General features: G+C 63.2%; 22 protein-coding genes. 15 read left to right on the plus strand and 7 right to left on the minus strand.

What is annotated here, in order from left to right:
- Positions 1-77: 77 nt before the first annotated feature.
- Complete coding sequence (locus HKK80_RS01690) at positions 78-401, minus strand: hypothetical protein (protein ID WP_411797879.1); 324 nt, start codon at positions 399-401, stop codon at positions 78-80.
- 360 nt (positions 402-761) lie between these two features.
- On the opposite strand from HKK80_RS01690, the gene HKK80_RS01695 reads away from it, so the two are divergent.
- The 3 genes from HKK80_RS01695 (at position 762) to HKK80_RS01705 (ending at position 4428) form a co-directional block, all read left to right on the plus strand.
- A complete protein-coding gene (locus HKK80_RS01695; RefSeq protein WP_411797880.1) occupies positions 762-2675 on the plus strand; it encodes a right-handed parallel beta-helix repeat-containing protein in 1914 nt (637 codons plus the stop codon).
- Between the two features lie 77 nt (positions 2676-2752).
- Complete coding sequence (locus tag HKK80_RS01700; protein WP_411797881.1) at positions 2753-3610, plus strand: ABC transporter ATP-binding protein; 858 nt, start codon at positions 2753-2755, stop codon at positions 3608-3610.
- A complete protein-coding gene (locus HKK80_RS01705; protein WP_411797882.1) occupies positions 3607-4428 on the plus strand; it encodes an ABC transporter permease in 822 nt (273 codons plus the stop codon). Before HKK80_RS01700 ends, HKK80_RS01705 begins: the two co-directional genes overlap by 4 nt.
- A gap of 21 nt (positions 4429-4449) precedes the next feature.
- Here HKK80_RS01705 and HKK80_RS01710 read toward each other — a convergent pair whose 3' ends face one another.
- The 6 genes from HKK80_RS01710 to HKK80_RS01735 form a co-directional block, all read right to left on the minus strand.
- Complete coding sequence (locus HKK80_RS01710; RefSeq protein ID WP_411797883.1) at positions 4450-5148, minus strand: ABC transporter ATP-binding protein; 699 nt, start codon at positions 5146-5148, stop codon at positions 4450-4452.
- A complete protein-coding gene (locus HKK80_RS01715) occupies positions 5145-5918 on the minus strand; it encodes an ABC transporter ATP-binding protein (protein WP_411797884.1) in 774 nt (257 codons plus the stop codon). Before HKK80_RS01715 ends, HKK80_RS01710 begins: the two co-directional genes overlap by 4 nt.
- Positions 5915-7099 carry an urea ABC transporter, permease protein UrtC gene (urtC, locus tag HKK80_RS01720; RefSeq protein WP_411797885.1) on the minus strand — a complete coding sequence of 395 codons (1185 nt, stop codon included), beginning with the start codon at positions 7097-7099 and terminating at the stop codon, positions 5915-5917. Before urtC ends, HKK80_RS01715 begins: the two co-directional genes overlap by 4 nt.
- The gene (gene urtB / locus HKK80_RS01725; RefSeq protein ID WP_411797886.1) at positions 7096-8049 is read right to left on the minus strand and encodes an urea ABC transporter, permease protein UrtB; all 954 of its coding nucleotides are present in this window, start codon (positions 8047-8049) and stop codon (positions 7096-7098) included. Before urtB ends, urtC begins: the two co-directional genes overlap by 4 nt.
- A gap of 3 nt (positions 8050-8052) precedes the next feature.
- Positions 8053-9336 carry an urea ABC transporter substrate-binding protein gene (locus HKK80_RS01730; protein WP_411797887.1) on the minus strand — a complete coding sequence of 428 codons (1284 nt, stop codon included), beginning with the start codon at positions 9334-9336 and terminating at the stop codon, positions 8053-8055.
- Positions 9337-9895: 559 nt separating this feature from the next.
- Positions 9896-10312, minus strand: a complete 417-nt coding sequence (locus HKK80_RS01735) for a CopG family ribbon-helix-helix protein (protein ID WP_411797888.1) — start codon at positions 10310-10312, stop codon at positions 9896-9898.
- Positions 10313-10437: 125 nt separating this feature from the next.
- Between HKK80_RS01735 and HKK80_RS01740 the strand changes: the two genes are divergently transcribed.
- The 12 genes from HKK80_RS01740 to HKK80_RS01795 all read left to right on the plus strand — a co-directional run bounded on the left by HKK80_RS01740 (position 10438) and on the right by HKK80_RS01795 (position 19186).
- Entirely contained in the window at positions 10438-11094 is a 657-nt protein-coding gene (locus tag HKK80_RS01740) for an energy-coupling factor ABC transporter permease (RefSeq protein ID WP_411797889.1), read from the plus strand.
- Positions 11091-11390 carry a PDGLE domain-containing protein gene (locus tag HKK80_RS01745; protein WP_411797890.1) on the plus strand — a complete coding sequence of 100 codons (300 nt, stop codon included), beginning with the start codon at positions 11091-11093 and terminating at the stop codon, positions 11388-11390. Before HKK80_RS01740 ends, HKK80_RS01745 begins: the two co-directional genes overlap by 4 nt.
- Positions 11387-12199 (plus strand): cobalt ECF transporter T component CbiQ, encoded by an 813-nt coding sequence (gene cbiQ, locus HKK80_RS01750; protein ID WP_411797891.1) that lies wholly within the window; start codon positions 11387-11389, stop codon positions 12197-12199. The genes HKK80_RS01745 and cbiQ overlap by 4 nt, the downstream gene beginning before the upstream one ends.
- The gene (locus tag HKK80_RS01755) at positions 12187-12987 is read left to right on the plus strand and encodes an energy-coupling factor ABC transporter ATP-binding protein (RefSeq protein ID WP_411797892.1); all 801 of its coding nucleotides are present in this window, start codon (positions 12187-12189) and stop codon (positions 12985-12987) included. Before cbiQ ends, HKK80_RS01755 begins: the two co-directional genes overlap by 13 nt.
- A 267-nt stretch (positions 12988-13254) precedes the next feature.
- Positions 13255-13638 carry an urease subunit beta gene (locus tag HKK80_RS01760; RefSeq protein WP_411797893.1) on the plus strand — a complete coding sequence of 128 codons (384 nt, stop codon included), beginning with the start codon at positions 13255-13257 and terminating at the stop codon, positions 13636-13638.
- The gene (gene ureC / locus HKK80_RS01765; RefSeq protein WP_411797894.1) at positions 13635-15347 is read left to right on the plus strand and encodes an urease subunit alpha; all 1713 of its coding nucleotides are present in this window, start codon (positions 13635-13637) and stop codon (positions 15345-15347) included. The genes HKK80_RS01760 and ureC overlap by 4 nt, the downstream gene beginning before the upstream one ends.
- Entirely contained in the window at positions 15344-15670 is a 327-nt protein-coding gene (locus HKK80_RS01770; RefSeq protein ID WP_411797895.1) for an urease subunit gamma, read from the plus strand. Before ureC ends, HKK80_RS01770 begins: the two co-directional genes overlap by 4 nt.
- Complete coding sequence (gene ureG / locus HKK80_RS01775) at positions 15670-16290, plus strand: urease accessory protein UreG (protein ID WP_411797896.1); 621 nt, start codon at positions 15670-15672, stop codon at positions 16288-16290. The genes HKK80_RS01770 and ureG overlap by 1 nt, the downstream gene beginning before the upstream one ends.
- 95 nt (positions 16291-16385) lie before the next feature.
- Positions 16386-17276, plus strand: coding sequence for an urease accessory protein UreD (locus tag HKK80_RS01780; RefSeq protein WP_411798003.1), 891 nt, complete (start codon positions 16386-16388; stop codon positions 17274-17276).
- On the plus strand, positions 17273-17938 hold the full coding sequence (gene ureE, locus HKK80_RS01785) for an urease accessory protein UreE (protein WP_411797897.1): 666 nt from the start codon (positions 17273-17275) through the stop codon (positions 17936-17938). The genes HKK80_RS01780 and ureE overlap by 4 nt, the downstream gene beginning before the upstream one ends.
- Complete coding sequence (locus tag HKK80_RS01790; protein ID WP_411797898.1) at positions 17935-18651, plus strand: urease accessory protein UreF; 717 nt, start codon at positions 17935-17937, stop codon at positions 18649-18651. The genes ureE and HKK80_RS01790 overlap by 4 nt, the downstream gene beginning before the upstream one ends.
- A gap of 286 nt (positions 18652-18937) precedes the next feature.
- A complete protein-coding gene (locus HKK80_RS01795; protein ID WP_411797899.1) occupies positions 18938-19186 on the plus strand; it encodes a hypothetical protein in 249 nt (82 codons plus the stop codon).
- Positions 19187-19190 lie beyond the last annotated feature (4 nt).

The following is a 19190-nucleotide window of genomic DNA, read 5'->3' on the forward strand; positions in this document are numbered from 1 at the left end:
TGTTTTCCCAGTAGCGATTACGCCCGTTAGCCACGGCTTTTCGTCTGCGACGACACTGTCGGGGTACCACCGTGTGCTTACGCTACTTGCTGCCAAGACGGATTCGCTTCGAGTTTTTGCATAGCGGATTCGAGTTCAGACTGCATCGCTCCGTAAAATCGTTCTCGACCCACAGGAGTCCGGATACAGATAATGACTGTTTCACTCGTAACCTCGAAAATCGACAACTGCCACTGGTCTGTCTGATGGATCCATCTACTACGTGTCGCCGCGTGTTCGTCCTGAACGGTGGCTTTTCCCAACTCCCAACTCTGTCGGGTTAGATGAGATAAGTCGAAGGGTACCGCATCAGGTAACGCGGCACAGCCCTGATTTCCGCCCCGGTTGTTGCGGATTGCCATAGCACAATATCTGGAATCGGTCAGCAAAAATGTGTCTATTTTCAGAGTGGGCGGTGACCGCGGTTCGGAGTTTTCAAACCGGTGTCGAACAGCACACACGCACTCATGAGTATCCCCAACACGCCCCAGCCACCCTGGTGCTGAAACCGATCGCGGTTTAATACACGATCATGACCCACGACACACCGAATCAGGACAAAACGCTTCGCTGGTGTCCTCACTGTCAACTCAATGTCGAGCCAAACGATGAGCCGAACCCAACATGTCCCTCCTGTGGCCGCGACCTCTCGTAACTCGACACTGATGGTTCTTCGGATGCTATACCACACGTGCTAAGTCCGCGAGGCGATGAGTCGGGGTATGGACTGGCGGCTCCCCCGGCGGTGGAAGATCGGGCTCACGCTGTTCGTGCTCGCCGTCGTCATTCCGGTCGCGCTGTTCGGGGTTTCCGTCGACTCTGCGGCCCCGGAGCCCGTTCCCTTCCAGGACACCCGCGCGATCGGGGTCGCCTCCGCCGAGGAGATCGCTGCCGACGACACCGCGGCGATCCCCCGCGTGCAGGTGTTTTACTCACAGTACCAGTATGTCATCGGCTACTACGGGCTCCCGACCGCGCTGGCGGCGATCAATGAGCCGGCGACCCAACAGCAGTACGGCCACCCGCTGGTGACCTACGTCACCGACTACAGCAACACGGCCCCCAGCGTCGGCGACGATGGCCGGATCGACACCGAGCGACTGCCTGATTGGACGGCCGCCAGCGACGCCGTCTTCGTCGTCGACAGTGGCGCGACAACGCCGGTTGGCGAGGCGATCGTCCCGTTTAGCGACCGCGATGACGCCACCGCATTCGCCGACGACACCGGCGGGCGGGTCGTCTCGTGGTCGACCCTCGGCGAGCAGTCCTTCGAGACCGACGACGGCGCGGTTGTTCGTGACCGCGTCGCGGAGCAGCGGGCTGACGCTGACGCATGGGTGGCTGACAGAACCGAGCTCCTCGACCGAGAGCGATCGGTCACAGTCAGGCCGGACGATGACCTCCAGGCCGCCATCGACGACGCGCCAAACGGGACAACGGTCGCCGTCGCCCCCGGCCAGTATCCGGGCCCCATCGAGATCGATCACCCGATCACGCTTCGCGGGCCGGGCGCGACGATCACCGGCGACGGTGAGGGCAGCGTCGTCAGCGTCACCGCCGACAGGGTTGCGATCCAGGGGGTGACCGTCACCGGCGTTGGCAACCAAACCCGGAACCCTGATGCCGTCGCCGGCGACAGCTGGGACGCAAATATCGAACTCGGCTACGGCCACGGCGATGCCGCGATCAAAGCGACCGGCGCGAATGACTTGCTCATCGCCGACGTGACCGTGCCACACACGCCCGCCAACGGCGTGTTGTTGCGACGCAGCCCCGGCGGGGTCGTGACGAATCTCTCGGTGGCTGGCCCCGAGGATTGGCACGACGGCTTCATGGGCGTTATCGCGATGTATTCGCCCACGGTGATACAGGACTCCACAGTCACCGATGGACGCGACGGCGTCTATCTCCACCGATCGGATGGGACGATTATCCGCAATAACACGTTTCAGGACAACCGCTACGGCGTTCATCTGATGTATAGCTCCGAGACGCTGGTCGCCGACAACCGCATGGCCGGCCAGGAGTACGGGGGGATCACGGTGATGACCGATCCAACCCGCAACGCCATCGTCGGCAACCTCGTTCGCAACACGGCGACCGGCATCTCGACCAGCGGCTCGAACTCTTATATCGCCCACAACGGCGTCACCGACAGCCGGATCGGGATCACGACGACCGCGATCAACTCGCTGTACGAACACAATGTCGTGCGACATAACAATCAAGGAATGCGAACCGGCTCCGTGGTGGCGACCAGCGAGGTGACCGCTAACGACTTCATCGACAATGATCGCCACGCCGGCGCGAGTGCCGGCCCGCTGCGGGTCTGGCGCGGCAACTACTGGGAAGGAGCGCTGACGACGCCGAGCGGTCGGACGGCCGACCGGGCGTATATGCCGACCGATCCGGTCGATGGCCAACGACACCGCTCGATGGCCCGCCGGACGGTCGCCGCCTCGCCGGTATACCAGGGGCTCCGCGAACTCACCGGTTCCTCGCCAGGACTTCGATCCGGGAGCATCCTCGATCCAGATCCAGTCGAGACCCCAGAGAATCCTGAGCTTGTTGAGACAACAGCGACCCTCCACACCGACGGGCTTGCTGGCGTCTCCGCGACAGCATCACCACCCTAACCAATGATACCACTCCACAGTAGCGATGGCACCGGCACGTGCGAAGATCGCGCGCAGCACGCACACTCTCATCTCTCATGACTGACGCTGACGAAGCCACAGCGAAGGACGCACCGGGCGACAGCGATGGAGACACATCGGTCGTCACGACCACAGGACTGACGAAAGAATACGGGGGCCGACCCATCTTCGAGGGTGTCGACCTCGATATCGCCCCCGGCGCGATGACCGCCGTGATCGGCCCCAACGGGATCGGCAAAACAACGTTGTTGAAGACGCTGTTGGGCCATGTCGATCCCACCGCCGGCACGGTGACCTACACCGGCCCAGACGTGGATCGACCGATGGGGTATCTGCCACAGGAGCCGGCGTTTCGGCCGCAGTTCACCGTCAGCGAAACCGTCGACTTCTACGCCTCGTTGGTCGACACCGCCGTTGACACGGAAGCCCTCCTGCGTGAGGTCAATCTCTATGAGGCCCGAACCCGGCGGGTGTCCGCGCTTTCCGGCGGGATGCGTCGACTGCTGGCGGTCGCACAGGCCGTTCTTGGCGATCCACCAGTCGTCTGCTGTGATGAGCCCGCCAGCGGCCTCGATCCAAGCATGGCCAGGCGGGTCTTCGAGAGTCTCGCCGGGCGGGCCGCCGACGGAATGGCGGTCGTCGTCGCCTCTCATACCCTGTCGTTGGTCGAAACGTACGCCGATCACGTCGTTATCCTCGAATCAGGCGGTGTTGCCGCGGCTGGCTCACCTCAGGAGTTGATCGAGCGGTACGACGCCGCTGATCTCTGGGCGGTGTACGATGCTGTCATCGACCCGCAAGCCGGCGACGAGCCGGCGACGACTGTGGGGGCTGCTCGTCGTGGTGATGACAGTAGTGCGGAGCGAGACGCGGCGGCGTCCGATGCACCCAGTGACTCGGGAGGGCAGCCATGAGCTCGCTATCCCTCGTTACGACGTTGATCGGCCGCGAGCTCCGCACGGCTGCCCGCACACGGAGCTACTACCTGCTTGGCCTTGCGGTCGGTGGGATTCTGCTCGGGCTAACGTTCGGCGGCGGTGGGGCCGCCACGGGCTACATCCCGACTGTTGTCGATCTGCTGTTGCCACTGGAGGTGCTCGTTCCGATTGTCGCGGTCGCCATCGGCTACCGGGCGATCCCGTCGGATCTTGACCGCGGCGAGGTGGCGATGCTGGATACCTACGCTGTGTCGCCAGCTACCTATGTTGGCGCGGTCTATCTTGGTCGGGCCGCTGTGTTGTCGGCCATTGTCGGCGTCGCCCTTCTGGTCGTTGGGCTTGTCGTCGCCCTCGTCGCTGCCCCGGATACCGGTGTGTTTGCGACACACTCGGGGGTCGACTCGCCGATCCTCTTTGGGCGGTTTCTCGTGGTGACGCTGGTGTTTGGCAACGCGCTTGTGGCTGTCGTCCTCTTGGCTTCGATTGTTGTGTCCACCGCGCGAACGGCGATTGTTGCCGCGATCGCTGCGGTGCTCGCTGTCGTTGTCGGTGGTGAGGCGGCGATTGTTCTCGGTGTGCTTGACGGCGTCTTTACCGAGACGACGTTGCAGCTGGCCCTCGGGTTCATCCCAAACAGTGCCTACCGGGGGCTTGTCTTTGAGACCGTCATCGGTGTGCTGTCGGCCGGCGAGTCCGGCTACGCGTTGCCGCTGGTCAGCGCGGTTGGCCTGCTGTTGTGGACAGGTGGCTCACTCGGGGCGGCGGCCGGACTCCTGCGGTGGCGAGTCGGCTGAAAAAACCGCGGCAGCGGCCGGTTAGACGACGAGATACTCTTCGAGTTGGTCACGCTCGGAGACCGCGTCGCCGGTGATCTCGTCGACGATGGTGCCGTGATCGATCGCGTAACACCGCTCGGCGAGCCCCTGAATGACCGACAGGTTCTGCTCGACAAAGAGGATCGTCGTGCCGAACTCGTCGTTGATCTGTTTGAGATCCTCGGTGATCGACTGGACGATCGATGGCTGGACACCCTCCGAGGGCTCGTCAACCAACAGCAGGTCGGGGTCGCCGACGAGCGCGCGAGCGATAGCGAGCATCTGCTGTTGGCCGCCGGACATCGTGCCGGCGTCCTGGTTGGCGCGCTCTTCGAGGATCGGGAAGTAGTCGTAGACCTGCTCGTAGCGCGTCTCGTCGTCGCCGCCGACTGACTCGCCGACCAGCAGGTTTTCCTTGACCGTTAGATCCGGGAACACGTCACGACCCTGTGGGACGTAGCCGATACTACGCTTTGCGCGTTCGTCAGGTGAGCTGCCGGTCAGCTCCTCGCCGTCATACCGGATGCTCCCGGTTTCCGGCTCAAGCAGCCCCATGATCGACTTGAGCAGCGTCGTCTTGCCGACGCCGTTGCGACCGACGATGCCGACGATCTCGCCGTCGTCGACGGTGAACTCCACGTCTCTGAGGATCGGTGTCTCGCCGTAGCCGGCGTTGAGATTCGAGATCTCCAGGCTCATGCGTTCTCACCCAGGTAGATGCGGCGAACCTCTTCGTCGGCCTCGATCTCCTCGATCGGGCCCTGCGTGAGAACCGATCCCTGGTTCAACACGGTGACTTGCTCGGAGATCTTGCGGACGAACTCCATGTCGTGTTCGACGACGAGGAACGTCATCCCGTCGTCGTGCAGCGAGCGGATCAGCTCGGCGATATCGTCCGTTTCGTCAACGGACATCCCGGCGACCGGTTCGTCGAGGATGATAAACGTTGGATCGAGCGTGACCGCCATCCCGATCTCAAGCCGCTGTTTCTCGCCATGGGAGAGATCGCTGGCCGGCTCATCGGCCTTCTCGGCCAGTGCGATCCGGTCGAGCGTGCGCTCCAAGACGGCCTCGATATCGCGGTCAGTTCGATTCAGCGGCACCCGGAGATTTTGTTCGACCGTGAGACTCTCGTAGATGTGTGGTGACTGGAACTTGACGCTGATCCCGGCGTCCATCCGCTCGTGTGGTTCCAGATCGCTGAGATCGATCCCGTCGAAGTACACGTCGCCATCAGTTGGCGACAGCTGTCCCGTGATCAGCTCAAGCAGCGTCGATTTGCCGGCCCCGTTCGGGCCGATCAGACACCTGATCTCACCTTCCTCGACGGTGAAGTCGACGCTGTCGACGGCGGTGAGGCCGCCGAACTTCTTGGTGAGCCCTTTCGTCGAGAGGATGGCCTCGCGGCTGGTTCCGGTGGCGGCAACCGCGGGCTGCTCTCTGACGTTTGGATCCTGTGGCGTGCTCATTCACGAACCACCTCCGAACTGGGTGGGGTCTCTGTGTCGGATTGTCCAATCCCGAGCGACTGCAACCACGCCTGGATGCGTGTTTGAATCGTTACCCGGCCGTGTTCGATCCCCTCGCGGATGCCGTGCTCGCTGAAGAACACGTAGCCATCTTTGATCCCGGGGAGAATCCCCCGCGGAACCAGTAGGACTGTTGTCATCAGGATCACGCCAACAAAGACGATCGCAAACTCCGAGGCGTTAATCGAGAACCACAGTCGGAGCCGCTCGATGATGATCGTGCCGACGATCGCGCCGAGCAGCGATTCACGGCCGCCAAGGGTGACCCAGACGATGGGGATCGTCGCAAACACGAGCGAGAACACGCTCGGATCCATGTAGTTCCCCCATGTCGCATAGAGGACGCCGCCGAAGCCAGCCAGCGCGCCCGACAGCGTAAAGACAGCGAGTTTCACTCGCTTGACGTTGTAGCCGAGCATCGCGGTTCGTTCGGCATCCTCGCGGATCGCCACCAGCGCGTAGCCGTATTTGCTGTTGACGAGCACCCTTGCACCGAGATACGCGAGCAGGAGGACGCCCAACACGAACCAGTAGAACCCCGACCCGGAGAGGGAAATCGAGGCCCCCTCGACACCGAGTGCGAAGTTTCGGATCCCGGGGATGCCGTTGAACCCGCCGAGTGCGACCGTACCGATCGACCACTCCGAGCCCGCCGTCTGTGCCATGAACGTTTCGAGGACGAGCGTCACGACGAGCGTGAGGATCGCCACGTACACGTCTTGGACGCCCCCGTAGAACATGAAGTAGCCGAGGACGAACGCCGACAGCGTTGCGGCGGCGATGGCGACGGGTAAGGCGACCGTCTGGCCGAACGCCCCGCCGAGATTGAGGCTCACGATGGCGTAGGTGTAGCCGGCGATCCCGAAGAAGGCGACTTGGCCGAAGCTCAGAATGCCGGTGTATCCCCAGATGAGCGACAGCGACAGCGCGAGCAGGCCGTAAGCGAGAAACAGCGAGAACTGGCCCGCCGCATAGGAGCCCCGGACAAGCGGGTAGGCGGCCATCACGATCATCCCGACCGCGAAGGCGGCCCAGAAGGCACGGGAGTTCCCGAGCGTGTTCGGCCCGTTCAGTTTGTTCCCGATGCGTTTGAGTCGTGGTGGCAGCGTTACGTCCATCATTGCCGTTCACCCAGTTTATCACGGATCGTGTGTGCGAGACCGGTCAACCCATCCGGCAGGAGGCGGATCACGATGATCGCCGTGAGCAGCAGCGCGATCTGCCCGATGAAGTTCCCGTAGAGGTTCGAGAAGACCGCGTCGATCGTGCCGAGCACACCGCCGGCCAGCGTCGTCCCGAGCAGGACGGTCGAGCCGCCGGTAACGACCGTGACGAACGACTCGACGAGGAACGACTGGCCCATCCCCGGCACGATCGTCGCCGAGGGCGCGTACAGCGCGCCGGTCAACCCGGCGAGCCCGGAGCCGATGGCGAAGGTGACGGTGTACATCCGGTCGGTATCAACACCCATCGAACGGGCGGTTTCGGCGTCCTGAATCGTCGCCCGCGCCTGAATCCCGAACTCGGTGCGGGTAAAGACGAGGTACGCCCCACCGAGGACGGCGATCGCGGCAAACAGCAGCAGTACGCGGTACGCCGAGTAGGTGTATCCCGGAACGTTGCCGAACGGCGTGCCGATCGACTGCAGGGAGTTGCCGAAGATGATCCGGGTGCCCTGTGTCAGGATCAGCCCGAGGCCGAACGTGACGATCATCGAATCCAGGAGTCGACCGTACAGCCGCCTCACGATGGTGCGCTCGACAATCGCTCCAAAGATGGCGGTTCCAAGCGCGCCGAGTATCATCGCGACCGGCAGCGGCAGTCCGGCCACGTTGACCGACAGCGTCGTGATGTAGGCACCCATCATGATGAACTCGCCGTGAGCGAGATTGATGACGCCCATCATCCCGAAGATGATGGTGAGGCCGATCGCCGCAAGGATGATGAACGCGATGCTGTCGGCCATCTGCAGGAGCTGTGTCACCGGAACACCGATGCTGTCGAGCCCCCCCAACACGTCGCCGATGAACAGCGGGGTGAGCAGACCGGTTGCGCCGAAGCCCGATGTCATCAGTTACTCTCCTGCGGCGTCGTAGTATTCGGTTGGCGTGAACTGTCGCTCTAGCTCGCTGTCTTCGCCTGAGAGGTCGATCCCGACCGTCTCGGAGAGGAACTGCTCGGGGATCATCCGCTCGTCTTCGACGGTGATGTTGTGGTCGGCGTCGCACTTCATGACCCGCATGTTGTGGGTCATGTGGTGAACCGGCCCCTGAAGGCTGATGTCGCCTTCCGGGGATCGGTCGCCGGTGATCTCCATGCCGCTGTTCAGTACCTCCTTGACGGCTTCCTGATCGGTCGTGCCGGCCTCCTCGACGGCATTCTTGTACATGTAGATCGAGAAGTAGTTGTTGACGGACTCCTCGTTGGCGTAGCCGGCGTCCGGCCAGCGGTCGTAGTAGCGGCTGACGTAATCCTCGTTGCGGTCGGTCGGGATCTCCTCCATGTAGTTGAACCCGCCGTAGACATCCTTCAGCGCCGGTGCTTCGAGGCGTTTATGTTGGTAGCCCTGGGCCATCACGGTTGAGGTGCCCATCGGGATATCGAGGCCTGCGGAGGTTCGCTGGTTCCAGAACGAGGAGTGGTTGTTGCCGACGAGGATCGCCATCACAAAGTCCGGATCGGCCTCCTGGATGTTGCTGATCGTCGAGCCGAAATTCTGGTTCGACAGCGGGATGAACTCCTCGTTGTTGACCGACGCGCCGTTCTCCTGGGCGATGACCTTCACCCAGTCGGCCGACAGCTGGCCGAAGTTGTAGTCGGCCGCGATGGTGTAGATGTCGGTGCCGAAGTTCTCGATCATGTAGGGGACGACACTGCCGAGCTGCTGACGGGCCGTCGGGCCCATACAGTAGACGTTCTTGTCGGCGACGCCGCCCTCGTACTGGGTCGTGTAGAAGTACAGCTGATCCTCGCGGTCGATGATCGGCCGGATCGCCTCCCGTGTCGCCGAGGAGTAGCCGGCCCACAGCGCGTCGACGTTTTCCTGCTGGATGAGCCGCTCGGTGAGCTGCTGGTAGCGCTGGTTGTCGGACTGTGGGTCAGGATCGAACAGCTCGATCTGTTGGCCCATGATCCCGCCGTTGTCGTTGATCTCCTCGATTGCGAGCTTGCTGGCCCGCCACTTTGGCGTGCCGACAAGCGAGAAGTTCCCCGATTGATCCTCAAGGACACCGATCTTGATCGTGTCGCTGCCGCCACCCCCACCGCCACTACTGCCACCACAGCCGGCTAGTGCCGCGCCGACGCCGGCCGCACCGGTGGCAAGAACTGATCGTCGAGAAACGCGATTGTCACTCATTGTACATCCTCCGTGTTTCGGTTGTCATTGTGTGCATACGCAACCTGGTCAGCCGCATTGCAGTCCGTCTGTCCGTTCATATCGTCGTCTCTGTTGAGATACGTATATTATATAAATCCTTCCAATAGAAACAGAATAGGTGGATATATACTCACAATATCCTTGTTGTAATATGGGATCCTTATATTTTGGACGTGTATCGGAGTATAATACCTGAATACGCGAGTGAAATTTAGATTCGGATTATTTTGTGTTTGGTACGATTCATTCGTCGGATTCTGTTGGGTTCGGGGGTAATCCCACCGGACGGGGGTGACAGCGCGGTAGGTCGGCGAGCGGGCGACCAGTACCGGCGAGTCACCGGCAACAACTGCGATGCGCGCGCCGATAATATTCGCCGCCGAGTAACTAAGGTCGATAAGTCATCCTAACCCGGCCAGGTCAGCGGAAAGCAGCGACATCCGGGAGAACGCTACCCGGAACAATGCCACCCAGAACAACGCCACCCGAAACAACGACATCCGGAGTAGCGACACCCCGATCAAACCGCCGATGGGCCTCACCGATCAGCTTCGACGACGGTGAGTTTGACGCCGTGAACCCCTTTCAGCGGTCGAATCCGATCGAGCAGGGTTTCGATCCGCTCGCCCGGCCCGTCGACGGCGATCGATTCCAGACAGAGGTGGTCGCTGAGATGGACGTGGTGGACGGCGATGATCGTCTCGGTGAACTCGTGTTGGAGTTCGCTCATCTCGTCGGTGACGCCGCTGTGTTCGTGTTCGTAGAGGACGACAACTGTCCCGCTCAGTGTCCCCGAGAGACCGGTCTGTTGGTTGAACTCCGTGACAAACGCGCGCAGCGCGTCGCGTGTCGCCTCCGAACGGCTGTCGTAGTCGCCGGCCGCAACGACGCCGTCGAGTTCGGCGAGGAGGGCTGGCGGGAGTGTCACGCTCATCCGGTCGAGGTCGTCGCTCATAGCTCCGTATTTTCGAGCACCCGTTTAATTCTTCGCCGATCTCCTGGCGACATGGTACTGTATCGTCCAGTATTACGATTCTCTGGGGAAGTATTATTACCGTACTACACAGTGAGCCAGTCAACATGCACATTCCCGACGGCTTTCTCGACCCCCTGATTGCGGGGCTGTTCTGGCTCGGCTCCGGTCTCGCAATCGGTATCGCAATCAGACGCGCCCGCGGCGAACTCGGTGATGAACGAACGCCGCTGCTCGGCGTCGTCGCGGCAGGGATCTTCGCCGCACAAATGTTGAACTGGCCGATCCCCGGCGGCACCAGCGCGCATTTCGTCGGCGGCGCGTTCGCCGGCATCCTATTGGGTCCGTATCTCGGCGTGCTCGCTATGACGGCCGTCGTGACGATCCAGGCACTCGTCTTCGGCGACGGCGGGATCATCGCCCTCGGCGGCAACCTCTTTGCGATGGCCGTCGTTGACGTGTTGGTCGGCTACGGCCTCTTCCGAGCCTTCAGAGGATTCCACGAGACAGGAGCCGCCTTCGTCGCGGGCTGGGGGGCGATCACGGTGTCGGCGCTCGCGGTCGGCGTTGGCGTCGGGGCCTCCTCGGCGTTCGCCTACGAGTGGAGTACGACAGTGCCGATCATGGTCGTCGGCCATGCGCTCCTCGGTCTCATCGAGGGGGCGATCACCGCCGCCGTCTACGGCTACGTTGCGAACGCGCGCCCGAACCTCGTGGTCGGTCGCGTCGCCGACGACGCGCTGGCACCGGAGGTGGGCGCATGAGCGTCGCCACCGGCGACTCGTGGCTCCGTGGTGCGATGATCGGGCTTCTCGTCCTCGTCGTGCTCACCCCGGTGTTCGGCTGGGCGGCGGGCGCGGTCGGCTACGCCGAACCGCTCGAAAACGCCGCCGAAGCGACCGGAGCCGCCGACGCCGCGACCAGCGTCGTCCCCGCCATCCTGCCGGGATACGCCATCCCGGGCGTTGGCGGATCGCTGAGCACGCTCTTCGCGGCGGTCGTCGGAACCGCACTGACACTCGCGGTCGCCATCGGCGCGGGTCGCCTGCTCGAACAGTGACCGGCGTCGTCGGCCGATCGGTCGAATCGATTACAGCCGCGTTGCGCGCCGTCTTTACCGCCGAACAGGTCGCCGCCACCGACGGGTTTCTCCAGCGGCGCGATCCGCGGGTGACGCTGGTCGCCGTCGCCGGGCTCGCCTTAGCGGTGATGATCACGCGAACGATTCCGGTGACGCTCGGTTTCGCTGGACTCACACTCGCCCTCGCGTTGTTGTCGGCCGTCCCGCTCCGGCGACTGTTCGCCCGCGCCGCGGTTGTCCCGCTGGTCTCCGCGCTGATCGTCCTCCCGCAGGCTGTGTTGCTGCCGGGCGACGTGCTCGTTTCAGTGTTCGGGCTGGCGATCACCGACGCCGGGGTCGCCTACGTCGTCCTGTTTACGCTGCGGGTCGGTGTCGGCGTCGCGTTACTGTCGCTGATCGTGTTGACGACGCCGTTTTCGGCGGTCGTCGCGGCACTGCGGCAACTCCGGGTGCCGGTCGCGCTCGTGTGGGTGATCGCCATCACCTACCGCTATCTGTTTTTGTTCTTCGATGAGCTCCAGCGACTGATCTTGGCGCGGAACAGCCGGACAAAAGGGGAGGCAACGCTCCGCGGCGGCTGGCGCGACGGCCGCCGTGTTGCGGGGACGTTCCTCCTGCGAACGCTCGACCGCGGCGAGCGCGTCGGCCGCGGGATGCGGGCCCGCGGCGGGGCGCGGCCGCCGTCGCCGTACCGTCGCTCGCGGTCGGTTGACGCCGGCGACTACGCGTTGCTCATTGTCGCCGCCGTCGCGGTCGTCGGTTCGGGAGTGATTCGATGGGGCCTGTGATCGACGCTGCTGGACTGACCCACGAGTACCCGGATGGCACGCGAGCGATCAGCGAGGTGAGTCTCACGATCAGCGAGGGCGAACGCGTCGCCGTCGTCGGCGCGAACGGCTCGGGGAAAACGACGCTCCAACTCGCCCTCGGCGGGCTCATCGAACCCACCGCGGGGTCGGTTGAATACTTCGGCGAGACGACCAACGCCGAGGCCGTCCGGGAGCGACTCGGCGTGTTGCTGCAGGATCCCGACGACTACCTCTTCAACACGACCGTCCGCGAGGACATCGAGTACGGGCCGGCGCAGTTGGGCCAATCCCGCGAGACGGCCGCCTGCCGCGTCGAGACGCTCGCCGACGATCTCGGCCTCAATGGGCTTCTTGATCGCCCGCCGTTCCGGCTGTCGGGCGGCGAAAAACAGCGCGCGGCGGTGGCGAGCGTCCTCGCCTTTGATCCTGATGTGCTCCTGCTCGATGAACCGTTCGGCGCGGTCGATGCGACCTACCGCGAGCGCATCCAGCGGCGGATCGTCGACCACGAGGGGACGGTGGTGTTGTTCACCCCGTCGCTTGATCTCGTTGCGGCGATCGCCGACCGTGTGATCCTCGTCGGGCAAAACGGGGCCATCGCTGCTGACGGTGCCGTTCGGGAGGTGGTGACCGACAGATCGCTGCTGGCCGAGCAGGGCCTGCGACCGCCGCCGACGGTGCGGCTGTTCGAGGGGATCACCACCGACGACGAGGTTCCACTGACGATCGCGGCGGCCCGACAGTCCCTGCTGAATGGTGAGTTGTAGGAAACAGTTGCCGCCCGTGATTTCGTTTTCAGCCGGCGACTCCGTTTGAACTTGGTGATTGTTGGATGCGGGCGCGATAGTTGTCGCTCTTAAATTCATATATGTGATTTTATACGCTATTTTCTCTATTCTTTTTATTTAGTGCGTCTGAGGACAGTATTACTACACTGAAAGAAACGTTTTTATCATTGTTGTCCGAATCGCAGTTTGTTATGTCTGTTTGTTCACCAGCCACACTGCACTGGCCCACACGGAGGGAGCGAATCGATGAGTGAGATGGTTCCCGGCGAACTACTGACGGCCGACGAACCGGTCGAGATCAACGCCGACCGCGAGACAGCATCGGTCACCGTCGAAAACACCGGCGACCGACCCTCGCAGGTCGGCTCACATTTCCACTTTTTCGAGGTGAATCCGGCACTCGATTTCGACCGCGAAGCCGCCTACGGGATGCGGCTCGATATCCCGGCCGGCACGGCGATCCGGTTCGAACCCGGCTGTGAGGAAGACGTTGACCTCGTCGCCTACGGCGGCAACCGGATTCTCAATGGGATGGGCGGTCTCGTTGAGGGCGACCTCGACGACGAGGAGATCAAGGAAGCGGCTCTCGAACGCGCCCGCGAGCAGGGGTATATGGAGGCCAACGAATGAGCCGCGAACTCTCCCGAAAAGCCTACACCGATCTCTTTGGGGCAACAGAGGGCGATCGGATTCGGCTCGGCGATACGAACCTTCTTGCGGAGATCGAAAAGGATCACACGACCTACGGTGACGAGGCGGTCTTCGGCGGCGGCAAGACGATGCGTGACGGGATGGGGATGCAGCCCGGCACGACGCAGGCGGAGGGTGCCCTCGACTACGTCTACACGAACGTCGTTCTCATCGATCCCGTCCTCGGCGTCCAGAAGGGTGACCTCGGCGTTCGAGATGGCGAAGTCGCCGGCTTCGGGAAAGCCGGCAACCCCGACACGATGGACGGCGTCGACGAGAACCTGATCATCGGCGCGAGCACCGACGCGGTACCGGCCGACGGGCTGATCGCCACGCCCGGTGCGTTCGACATCCACGTCCACTTCAACAGCAAGGAGCTGTTCGAACACGCCCTCGCAAGCGGGATCACGACGATGTTCGGCGGCGGCTACGGCGGCGGCGCGACGACCTGTACGCCCGGCCCCGAGAACATCAAACGCTTCCTCGAAGCCGCCGAGGAGTACCCGATGAACGTCGGCTTCTACGCGAAGGGCAACAGCAGCCAGCCAGAACCGATTCACGAGCAGATCGAAGCCGGTGCCTGTGGGCTCAAACTCCACGAGGACTGGGGGTCGACGCCCGCGGTCATCGACAGCGCGCTCGACGTGGCCGACGAGGAGGATGTGCAGGTCTGTATCCACACCGACACGCTGAACGAATCCGGCTTCGTCGAAGATACCTTCGAGGCCATCGACGGGCGGACGATCCACACCTTCCACATCGAGGGTGCCGGCGGCGGTCACGCCCCGGACGTGCTCGAACTCATCGGCCACGACCACATGCTGCCGTCGTCGACGAACCCGTCGATGCCGTACACGGTCAACACGTTCGACGAACACCTCGATATGGTGATGGTCTGTCACCACCTGAATCCGGATGTTCCAGAAGACGTGGCATTTGCCGAGTCCAGAATCCGCTCGGAGACCATCGCCGCCGAGGACGTGCTCCACGACATGGGCGCGATCAGCATGATGACCTCCGACTCCCAGGCGATGGGGCGGATGGCCGAGGTCATCTGCCGGACGTGGCAGACGGCCCACAAGATGAAAGCCCAGCGCGGCCCGCTGCCGGGCGACGAGGGCACCGACGCCGACAACAACCGGATCGAACGCTACATTGCGAAGTACACCATCAACCCCGCGAAGGTCGCGGGCATCGACGACTACATCGGCTCGCTGGAAACGGGCAAGATGGCCGACATCGCCCTCTGGGAGCCGGAGTTCTTCGGCATCAAACCCAAATATGTCATCAAGAGCGGCTTCCCCGTCCACAGCGAGATGGGCGAGGCCAACGGCTCGCTGATGACCTGCGAACCCGTGATGCAACGCTCCCGGGAAGGCGCGGTCGGCAAGGCGAAAAACGCCCTGAGCACGACGTTCGTCAGCAAAGCTGCCTACGAGAACGATATCGGCGACGAACTCGATCTCGATTCGACCGTCCGCCCTGTCGAGGGAACACGGGAGGTCGGCAAATCCGACATGCTGCACAACGATTACGCACCCGACGACATCGAGATCGACGCCCAGACCTTCGAGGTCGAGGTCGACGGCGAACACGTCACTTGTGAACCGGCCGAGGAACTCCCACTCGCACAGAGGTACACGCTATGAAACTCTCACCCAAGGACAACGAACGACTCACGATCTTCATGGCGGCAGAGCTCGCCAGAAAACGCAAGGAACGCGGCATCAAGCTCAACCATCCAGAGACGGTCGCCTACATCTCCGATTGGGTCTGTGAACGCGCCCGCGAGGGCGAAAACGTCGCGGAAATACGGGAGGAGGCGACGAGCCTGCTGAGCCGGGAGGACGTGATGGAGGGCGTTCCCGAGATGGTCGATATGGTGCAGGTTGAGCCGACGTTCCCCGATGGCACCAAACTTGTGACCGTCCATGAGCCGATCCGGGCCGACACCGAGGAGCAACTCGACTGATGGGATACAGAGACGTGGCGAAGGTCGGCCTCGGCGGCCCCGTCGGCTCGGGGAAGACTGCCCTCGTCCAGCAACTCGTCCCGCGGCTCGACGACGCCGGCTACAACGTCGGCGTCATCGCCAACGACATCATGACACAGGAGGACGCCGAGCGACTCCAGGCGTCGTTCGCCGGCCGGATCGACGAGGAGCTCGTCGCCGGCGTCGAAACCGGTGCGTGTCCGCACACGGGTATCCGCGAAGATCCCTCGATGAACCTCGATAAGATCGACGAGTTCACTGAGGCCCACCCAGAGCTTGACGTGGTGCTCATCGAGTCCGGCGGCGACAACCTTGCGGCTACGTTTAATCCCGAACTCGCCGACTACTTCATGTTCGTCATCTCGGTCGCTGAGGGCGACGACATCCCCCGGAAGCGTGGGCCAGGCGTCACACAGGCCGATCTGCTGGTGATAAATAAGACCGATCTCGCCCCGCACGTCGATGTCGACCTCAACGTGCTGGAAGAAGACGCCGAGACGGTTCGCGGCGAGGAGCCGACGATCTTCACGAACTGCAAAGCCGAGGAGGGAATCGACGAGGTCGTTGACAGCATCGAACGGAGCGTTCTGTTCGCGTGAGCACCGACAGCGACGGTACCGACGGCGACGTTAACACCCCCAGCGAGGCAACCGACAGCGACGCCGATGTTGCTGCCGGGAGTGACGACCCTGCCATCCCACCGGCGTTCCGCGAATACGGCACAGAACACCTGCCGCAGTCGCCGGCGTTCGGCCACGGAAAAAACGGCGTCGCCGACCTCGTCGTCGCCCGCGAGGGCGACAACCCGACGCGGCTGATTTCGGATCTGGTGAAGGTGCCGTACCACCTGACCGGGACGCTCGACAGCGACCCGGTCGATGGGTTGACGACGATCTGTCTACAGGATCCGACGGGTGCGGTCACCCAAGGCGACCGCCAGACGCTCTCGGTCGAGGCCCGTCCCGGCTCGCGTGCGCACGTGACGACACAAAGCGCGACGAAAATCCAGACGATGAAGGCAAGCTACGCCCATCTCGACGCGACACTCGTCGCCGAATCAGGGGCCCATCTCGAATACATCCCCGGGCCGACGATCCTCAACGAGGACGCCCGCTGTCTGCAGACGACGACCGTCGACGTAGCCCCGGATGCGACCGTCATCGTCGGCGACGTGTTCGTTCCGAACGGGCTGACCGACCACGAGCCGTTCAGCTTCGACCACTTCCATAGTCGGCTGGAGGCCCGTGTCGACGACACGCTGGTCTGTGCCGACGCAGTCGATCTGCGACCGGACGAACGCGATCCACGCGATCCGGCGACCGTCGGCGAGCACGCTGTCGTCGGCACGCTATACGTCTTTGCGCCCGACAATGACGCCGACGAACTGGCCGACCGGCTGCACGACCGCCTGACCGACCACGATGTTGCGGCCGGCGCGTCAGTCCTCAAAGACGACGCGGGCGTGACCGTCCGCGTCCTCGGCGACCGGAGCGCGGACGTGACCGCGGCCGTCGAGGCCGCGTGGGACGAAGCCCGCCACACACTGCTCGGGACGGGCGCACCCCTGGAGGGTCGCGGCCGATGAAACGCGTCGATGGCGTCGTTGGCAGCGTCAACAATGACCCCGAGCTCGCCGCCGAGATCGACGCCCACGAGCAGGCGGGTACGCTGGAGACGGTCGTGCTCGACGACACCGAACGGCAGCGATCTCGGCTCCGCGTGACGACCGATGCGGGCACCGATCTCGGCGTGCTCGTCGACCAGCCGGAACTCGTCGCTGGCGACGTGCTGCTGTGCAACGACGACCGCGCCGTCGTCGTCGCGTTTGAGGAGCGAGAGGCGTTCGTCATCGAGTTCCCGGCCGCCGAGGCGGCAGTCTCGACAGGGGTTGAACTCGGCCACCGGATCGGTAACCAACACTGGGATATCGCCGTCGACGGCGCGACGATCTACATCCCGGTCGAAGCCGACCGCGCGATCATCGAGGACGTGTTGGGTTCCTATATTCCAGAGAGGGCGACGACGCGCTACGAGATTGTCGACGCCGATCGATTTATCCAGGGTGACGACGACACCGCCGCAGCCGACAACGGCGTCGATCACGACCACGCTGGCGAGCAGGGCCACGACAATCACGACCACGAGCATGAACACAGCCACGACCATGGCCACTCACACGACGATACTCACGATCACGACCACGCCGACTCGGCGACCGCGACAGCCTCGGAGGGTGAGCCGCGATGACCTCGTCTGAGGCGTTGCTGACGGCGTTGCGGCTCTCGGATTCGATGCTGCCGGTCGGCACTTACACCGCTTCCTACGGCGTCGAACAGTACCTCAACGAGGGCGAGATCGACACCGCCGACGAGCTCGGCGACCTCATCGCCGGCTATCTCCGTGGGGTGATCGGCCCCGCCGAGATCGTCGCGCTCGGTCACGCTCACCGCTCGGCGGCAGCTGGCGATCTCGACGGCGTGCTCGCGGCCGACGAACGCCTCGCGGCGGCGACGCTGCCGGCGGAGTTCCGCGACAGCTCGACGAAAGCCGGCGGGAAACTGCTGGAACTCCTTGATGAAATTGACGACGGCCCGTTTGCTGCCGCCGAGACGACCGGGCTGCTCGGCGAGTACACGGACGCCTGCGAGGCTGGTCGCGCCGAGGGCCACTACCCGGTCGTTCTCGGCGTCGTCTGCCAGCAGGCCGGTCTCGACTGCCGGGAGGCCGCACTGGTGAGCGCCTACGGCTCGGTTACCGGGCTGCTTGGCGCGGCCCAGCGGCTCGGTCGGTTCGGCCACACCGCCATTCAAGCGCAGTTGTCGACGCTGTTTCCGGTGATCGAGGAGGTCTGTGAGCAGTATTACGACGCCGAGCTGACAGCGATGTGTTCGTTCGCGCCGCTGGCCGACGTGCGAGGGATGGCACACGAACGTGCGGATCGGCGGCTCTTCATGAGCTAACGGTCGGCAGCCTCGGTGCTGTCGCATTTTTTTTTCCGATCCGGAAGCGTGGGTTCTTACTGTCCCACAGCAAAGCCCCGATGGTGGCTATGATGACAGTTACCCCCACCGAGCCCCGTGTGACGAGGGATTATCCTGAGCCACCGTTACTACTTAGCCCACCATCGAACCGCCAGTAGTCAGCCATGTACTGCCATCACCCCCGGTGCGTGAGCCCTGTTTGAGTGAGTTTCAAATTTTGGGAATCCACGTGCCGATCTTATATGTGACACAGCTATGCATGGATATGAGCGACCACCAGTCACAAACACCGGACAGCCGCATGGATCTTCTGTTCAACGCCATCGGGATCGCGCTGGTCGGCCTTTCGGCGGTCGTCCTTGGCGCAATTCTCTACACCATCCTTGGCGGCTTGTCTGGACTCGATAGCGTCAATCCAGCCATCTTCGGGACGATCCTCTTTTCTGGACTTGTCGGTGTCGCTGCATGGCTCACCAAACGGGTCACCGACCGGTCGACAGCGCGAACAGTCTAACCGG

It is taken from the genome of Halonotius sp. F2-221B, assembly GCF_046719765.1.
Lineage (GTDB): Archaea > Halobacteriota > Halobacteria > Halobacteriales > Haloferacaceae > Halonotius.

What these genes read in the sequence shown, in the direction of transcription:
- HKK80_RS01690 (WP_411797879.1), bottom strand. Translation starts at nt 401, where the DNA reads ATGGCAATCCGCAACAACCGGGGCGGAAATCAGGGCTGTGCCGCGTTA.
- HKK80_RS01695 (WP_411797880.1), top strand. Translation starts at nt 762, where the DNA reads ATGGACTGGCGGCTCCCCCGGCGGTGGAAGATCGGGCTCACGCTGTTC.
- HKK80_RS01700 (WP_411797881.1), top strand. Translation starts at nt 2,753, where the DNA reads ATGACTGACGCTGACGAAGCCACAGCGAAGGACGCACCGGGCGACAGC.
- HKK80_RS01705 (WP_411797882.1), top strand. Translation starts at nt 3,607, where the DNA reads ATGAGCTCGCTATCCCTCGTTACGACGTTGATCGGCCGCGAGCTCCGC.
- HKK80_RS01710 (WP_411797883.1), bottom strand. Translation starts at nt 5,148, where the DNA reads ATGAGCCTGGAGATCTCGAATCTCAACGCCGGCTACGGCGAGACACCG.
- HKK80_RS01715 (WP_411797884.1), bottom strand. Translation starts at nt 5,918, where the DNA reads ATGAGCACGCCACAGGATCCAAACGTCAGAGAGCAGCCCGCGGTTGCC.
- urtC (WP_411797885.1), bottom strand. Translation starts at nt 7,099, where the DNA reads ATGATGGACGTAACGCTGCCACCACGACTCAAACGCATCGGGAACAAA.
- urtB (WP_411797886.1), bottom strand. Translation starts at nt 8,049, where the DNA reads ATGACATCGGGCTTCGGCGCAACCGGTCTGCTCACCCCGCTGTTCATC.
- HKK80_RS01730 (WP_411797887.1), bottom strand. Translation starts at nt 9,336, where the DNA reads ATGAGTGACAATCGCGTTTCTCGACGATCAGTTCTTGCCACCGGTGCG.
- HKK80_RS01735 (WP_411797888.1), bottom strand. Translation starts at nt 10,312, where the DNA reads ATGAGCGACGACCTCGACCGGATGAGCGTGACACTCCCGCCAGCCCTC.
- HKK80_RS01740 (WP_411797889.1), top strand. Translation starts at nt 10,438, where the DNA reads ATGCACATTCCCGACGGCTTTCTCGACCCCCTGATTGCGGGGCTGTTC.
- HKK80_RS01745 (WP_411797890.1), top strand. Translation starts at nt 11,091, where the DNA reads ATGAGCGTCGCCACCGGCGACTCGTGGCTCCGTGGTGCGATGATCGGG.
- HKK80_RS01755 (WP_411797892.1), top strand. Translation starts at nt 12,187, where the DNA reads ATGGGGCCTGTGATCGACGCTGCTGGACTGACCCACGAGTACCCGGAT.
- HKK80_RS01760 (WP_411797893.1), top strand. Translation starts at nt 13,255, where the DNA reads ATGAGTGAGATGGTTCCCGGCGAACTACTGACGGCCGACGAACCGGTC.
- ureC (WP_411797894.1), top strand. Translation starts at nt 13,635, where the DNA reads ATGAGCCGCGAACTCTCCCGAAAAGCCTACACCGATCTCTTTGGGGCA.
- HKK80_RS01770 (WP_411797895.1), top strand. Translation starts at nt 15,344, where the DNA reads ATGAAACTCTCACCCAAGGACAACGAACGACTCACGATCTTCATGGCG.
- ureG (WP_411797896.1), top strand. Translation starts at nt 15,670, where the DNA reads ATGGGATACAGAGACGTGGCGAAGGTCGGCCTCGGCGGCCCCGTCGGC.
- ureE (WP_411797897.1), top strand. Translation starts at nt 17,273, where the DNA reads ATGAAACGCGTCGATGGCGTCGTTGGCAGCGTCAACAATGACCCCGAG.
- HKK80_RS01790 (WP_411797898.1), top strand. Translation starts at nt 17,935, where the DNA reads ATGACCTCGTCTGAGGCGTTGCTGACGGCGTTGCGGCTCTCGGATTCG.
- HKK80_RS01795 (WP_411797899.1), top strand. Translation starts at nt 18,938, where the DNA reads ATGAGCGACCACCAGTCACAAACACCGGACAGCCGCATGGATCTTCTG.